The sequence below is a fragment of the Mycobacterium sp. TH-M25 genome, assembly GCF_057473665.1.
Genome location: NZ_JBYCLA010000371.1, coordinates 1 through 4,457 on the forward strand (window position 1 = coordinate 1; position 4,457 = coordinate 4,457).

A 4,457-nucleotide genomic window follows, 5' to 3' on the forward strand; every position below is an offset into this window, starting at 1 on the left:
CGCAACGAAGTGCGCGGCCTTCAACACGGTCAGGTTGGGATAGGTGCCCCGTACCGAATCCACAGCAGCGCGGGTGGGCTGACCGCTGGCGATCTGAGCACAGGCGGCTTTGGCGGTGCTGACCGCCTCAGGACCGCTTGGCTGATCGATGCCGAGCCGGCCAATGGACTGCAAGAACGTCTCGTCTGTCGCATTTGAGACAGCCACGTCGGTGGTGGTTGGATCGGCGAATACCGGCGCGGCCATGCCGAGCGCGGTTGCCGCGCCCGCGCCGACCACGATCAGCTTCGCGATCAAACACGATTTCACGTTCGCCATCTTGTATCTCCTCGTCCGCCACATGCAGGCCGACCACGGCACCGAAGTCGCTGTCCATGAGGCGCAGCAGATCGCCCGTTCTAGTGGTCTACCAGGACGTTAAATGCTGTCAGGGAACGGGTACAGCCCCGAGGGACAAGGTTCGTCGGGGCTTCCGCAACTGTTTGTCTCAAGAAATCCTTTGTCCATCCAATGTTTGCTTTTTCGCAAGGTGGTCAACACGAGCGTCCGGCTCCTGGCGCTACACCGCGCCCAGCGCGGCGACGATGTCCGCCGCCGGACGCACACGAGCGGCAGCGAAGGCTGTGCCCGCCCACAGGTTCGTCCCGTGCGGGTCATCGGCGGCGACCGCGGCTTGTCGAATCGGCGCCGGCATGTGGTGGATCTCGGGGATATCCGAGTGGCGCGACGTCGTCGAGTAGCCGGGTGAAGTCGTTTTCCAGGGCGGGCGCATAGCGGCCCGAGAGCGCCGGGGTCATGCTCGTACTGACGAATTGGGGGTTTCGCAGGGCGGCCCGGTAGGCGGCATCGGTGCCGGCCCCGTAGGGGGCCAGTCACACTCCGACGATGGCTGCGGCAGAGGGCTTTTCGAGTCAGGGGAGCCACCCGGACACGCGACAGCCCCGCTCGTCGCCGCCTGGGATCCCGGCGCGGAATGGGCCGGCACGGGCCCGTCGGAAAGCACCTGCACGCGCGGCTGTAACGGCCTCGCCACGCTACCGGCGACTATCACCCCCGCTGTCACCGCCGCGCACACGGCGAGCGTTGGCACCCAGTTCACGACCACCGTCGGCGACTCAACCATGGGAATGCGCGACGTAAGTTCCATCGGATCTCCTCAACGCCGCGACGACACCGCAATCCAGCACGTAGGGGTAGTATACCTAGTGTTCATGTTCAGTACATTTTTCGTTAACCGTAAATTGGCTGTCAGCGGTCACGTAATTCCCCAGGTTCGAGGGCCTTCGGCGTCGTTGGGCGTTGACCCGGCCCCTCACCGGTGAGAGAGCGGAGTCTCTGCTATGTCCACCAGCATCAGCAACCGGGCCGCAGGCCTGGTTATCGCCGCCATCGTGACGTCTATCGCCACGATGTGGTCCGTCGGCGCAGCGGCGGCCGACCCAAACCAGGATTCGCAGTTCCTGGCGCTGCTTGACCACAAGGACATCCCAGCCACCACCAACGCGGCAAGCCTCATTGTCTTGGCCCATCGAGTGTGCGGCCAACTCGATGCCGGCACCCCTGCTGGTTCCGTGGTGGACCAGATGAGGGCCAGGTCATTTAGGGAGTACCCAGCTGACCGCTACGTACCCCAAGACCGCTTCACGCGTACCATCGACAGATTCATCACCGCGTCGGTGGATGCCTACTGTCCGAACGATCAGGGCAAGATCGCTGCCATCGCGTCCTGAAACCGCCACGTGCCTGATGGCATACCAGGCGGTCGGCGCGATGAGCCCTCTTGGCCTCATTGGGCGCCAACGGGCTTGGCGTCACAGCAGATCGGCGTCAGTCTTCGTCCAGGATGAGAGCTATCTCCGGACAGGACGCCACCCCGTCGCGCGTCAGCGCTGCGTCCTCGGGCCGGACGTCGTGCTCCTGCAGGATCGAGTAGCCGGAGTCGTCGATGGGAAAAAGCCGCGGATCGACTGCGTAGCACTGTGCATGCCCCACACATCTCGACTGTTCGAGACGAACCTTCATCGGGTTGCTCTTCTAGGACCGGACACTCGACGATTGTAGAAGGCCGTGAAACACCAAGAGCAACAGTGCTCGATGAGTCGCTGGACGCCCACAGACTCGCGCTGTTGGCGCTGATTGCGGCCCCGGTGGTGATCACCGCAACGATTGCTCTGGCCCGGAGGCGAGGCGGCGACGCTCGCGGCCGGCGCCAGGCACTGCAGGGCCGACACCCACGGCCGACACCAAGAAGGTGCCGTCGAAAGGTTAGCCGCACCGCAAACCAGTAGCGTGTCCATCGAACAATCTGCCGAGAATCCGCGAGGAGCCGACGGATGACGAAAGAAAATATCGCCATAGTGCTTGCGTTGAGCGCCGCGCTGATATCGGCGCTCGGATCGGTCATCCGTCAACGTTCCGCGCATGAGATCGTCGATCGACCGGTCGGCGCGTGGGAGTTGTTCCGCCTGTCATTGCGGGATCCCCGATGGTGGCTCGGCGGCGCGGCCGCCGTGACCAATCGTGCTCTGCAGGTGGCGGCGCTGAGCCTGGGGTCGGTGATGTTGGTGACCGCGCTGCAGGTGACGAAGCTGCTCTTCGCCTTACCGATCAACGCGCGAATCACGCATCACCGGGTGACCGCTCGAGAATGGTTCTGGGCCGCGTCGCTGGCTGCGGCGGTGGCTGTCGTTATCGTGGTCGGCCATCCGACGTCGGACCAGCAACGCGCCCCGCTGGAAACGTGGGTGGTGGCGGCCCTGGTCATGGGCCCGACACTGGTGTTGTGCGTGCTGGGCGCCCGAATTTGGCCTGGTGCCGTCGCCGCAATGCTACTGGCAGTAGTGGCGGGTTCGTCGTCGGGGTTGTTCGCGGTGCTGACCAAGGGTGCTCTCGATGCGGCCCGCGGAGGCTTCGGAGCGCTGCTGCGTGCACCCGAGCTGTATGCCTTGGTCGGTGTCGCGCTGGCCAGCATGGTGTTTCAACAGGCATCTTTTCGCGCTGGCGCGCTGACGGCCTCGCTGCCGACCATGACGTTGTCCAAACCGGTGGTGGGATGGATCTTGGCCGTCACCGTGCTCTCCGAGCACCTGCGCGTCGAGAGCGCCGAGATTGTCGTCCTGGTGGCGGCGCTAGCCGTTATGATCGTGTCGACGGTGGCGCTGAGCAGGGGAGAAGCCGCCGACGTGGCGGCGATCGATGGGCGGCGGTCGGAAGTCGTCGCGCAATCGCCGAAGCCGTCGAAACGCTAGTTTGACCGAGTGTTGGGCACCATCGTGATCATTCCATCCGCGCCGGTGTTGATCCCCGAACTGGCCGGAGCCGCGGTGGAATCAGACCTCAAGCCCAAGAATTAGCTAGACAACGTCATCCTGTCCTCGTGGCCGAATTCGCCAGACGGTGCCCGATTGGCCATCCATCATCAACGGTTCGCCGTCTTCGATGATCCGCAGCAGCGAGGGGATAGCAACTATCGTTGGAATTTGGAGTTCGCGCGCGATGACCGCCGAATGCGAAAGCGTGTTACCACGCTCTATCAATAGCCCGCGAATGGACGGGAAGAGGGGGGCCCAGCCCGGGTCGGTACGGTTCGCGACGAGAATGCAGCCATTCAAACCGGCGACAGACTCAGGATTTCGTACCACGCGAGCTGGTGCCTCGACAACTCCTGGATAACATCCGATGCCCTTGAGTATTTCGACGTAGGAAATGTCTTTGTCGACCTGATTCTCATGCCACTTACCTGGCGGATAAGGCGAGCCCCGGGTCATAATCCGGTGTGGCACATAGGATTTCTCGTATTCAGCAAATTCGTGCCGCCGCAGTGCGACAAGTTCGGTCAGATTTGTGGTGACACTCTTACCGAGATGATAGTCCCACAATTCTTCCACGGTCAGGTAAAAGATGTCGTCAGTCGCCGTCAACACGCCGCTTTTGGACAGCCTGTCCCCCAATGCTCTGAAGATGCTCCGGTACAGGCCGTACATCCGGGAGCGGTCGAGCCGCAGGTTTTCTCGTACCTTGACAGCGTGGCGGGCCTGCCGCACGGACTTTTCGAACGCTTTCACGCTACGGTGCGAAAGCGCGGCGCGGACTCGATCCCGAGCTTCGTTGAATTGGTCCGGTTCGATACTTGCAGGCACGACCGATTCGACCTCCGGTGAGTCCAGATAGTTCCGCAGTATGTCGAACAGAAACGAGGAATCCTCACGGAGCGAGACGGTCTCCAGCTTCAGCTCGCCCATACACCGGTCACCGTATAAACTCACATATTCGTCCACACTCGTGGCGAAGGACGGAAAACTCGATCGCACTGTTTCCAGGAGCGCTGGATTTGTCTCGGCGCGAATCAATTCAGCAAGTTTAGGTTCCTCGCCGGCCAGCCTCGCTAGTCTAATCAAACGGCGAGTCGGCTCGACAGAATCGATCCCGTCTATCCCGCTCAGAAGACCACTGACTAA

The 4,457-nt window shown here is 62.4% G+C and carries 5 protein-coding genes and 1 pseudogene; 2 read left to right on the top strand and 4 right to left on the bottom strand.

All coding sequences use genetic code 11. The features are described 5' to 3' along the window. On the bottom strand, nt 1–360 hold a 360-nt coding region (locus tag AC2VOU_RS12460; protein ID WP_486957660.1), incomplete at its 3' end, for a DUF732 domain-containing protein. A gap of 199 nt (nt 361–559) precedes the next feature. After that, nucleotides 560–857: pseudogene (locus tag AC2VOU_RS12465) on the bottom strand (nitronate monooxygenase); the annotation flags it as partial. A gap of 483 nt (nt 858–1,340) precedes the next feature. Between AC2VOU_RS12465 and AC2VOU_RS12470 the strand changes: the two are divergent. Continuing rightward, nucleotides 1,341–1,730, top strand: a complete 390-nt coding sequence (locus AC2VOU_RS12470) for a DUF732 domain-containing protein (protein WP_486957661.1) — start codon at nt 1,341–1,343, stop codon at nt 1,728–1,730. Between the two features lie 97 nt (nt 1,731–1,827). Here the strand turns inward: AC2VOU_RS12470 and AC2VOU_RS12475 are convergent, their stop codons facing one another. Beyond that, the gene (locus tag AC2VOU_RS12475; RefSeq protein WP_486957662.1) at nt 1,828–2,022 is read right to left on the bottom strand and encodes a ferredoxin; all 195 of its coding nucleotides are present in this window, start codon (nt 2,020–2,022) and stop codon (nt 1,828–1,830) included. Between the two features lie 311 nt (nt 2,023–2,333). On the opposite strand from AC2VOU_RS12475, the gene AC2VOU_RS12480 reads away from it, so the two are divergent. Continuing rightward, nucleotides 2,334–3,248, top strand: a complete 915-nt coding sequence (locus AC2VOU_RS12480) for a DMT family transporter (protein ID WP_486957663.1) — start codon at nt 2,334–2,336, stop codon at nt 3,246–3,248. Between the two features lie 105 nt (nt 3,249–3,353). On the opposite strand, the gene AC2VOU_RS12485 is transcribed toward AC2VOU_RS12480, so the two are convergent. Next, nucleotides 3,354–4,457 (bottom strand): PEP-utilizing enzyme (locus AC2VOU_RS12485; RefSeq protein WP_486957664.1); only part of this gene is annotated, 1,104 nt, incomplete at its 5' end.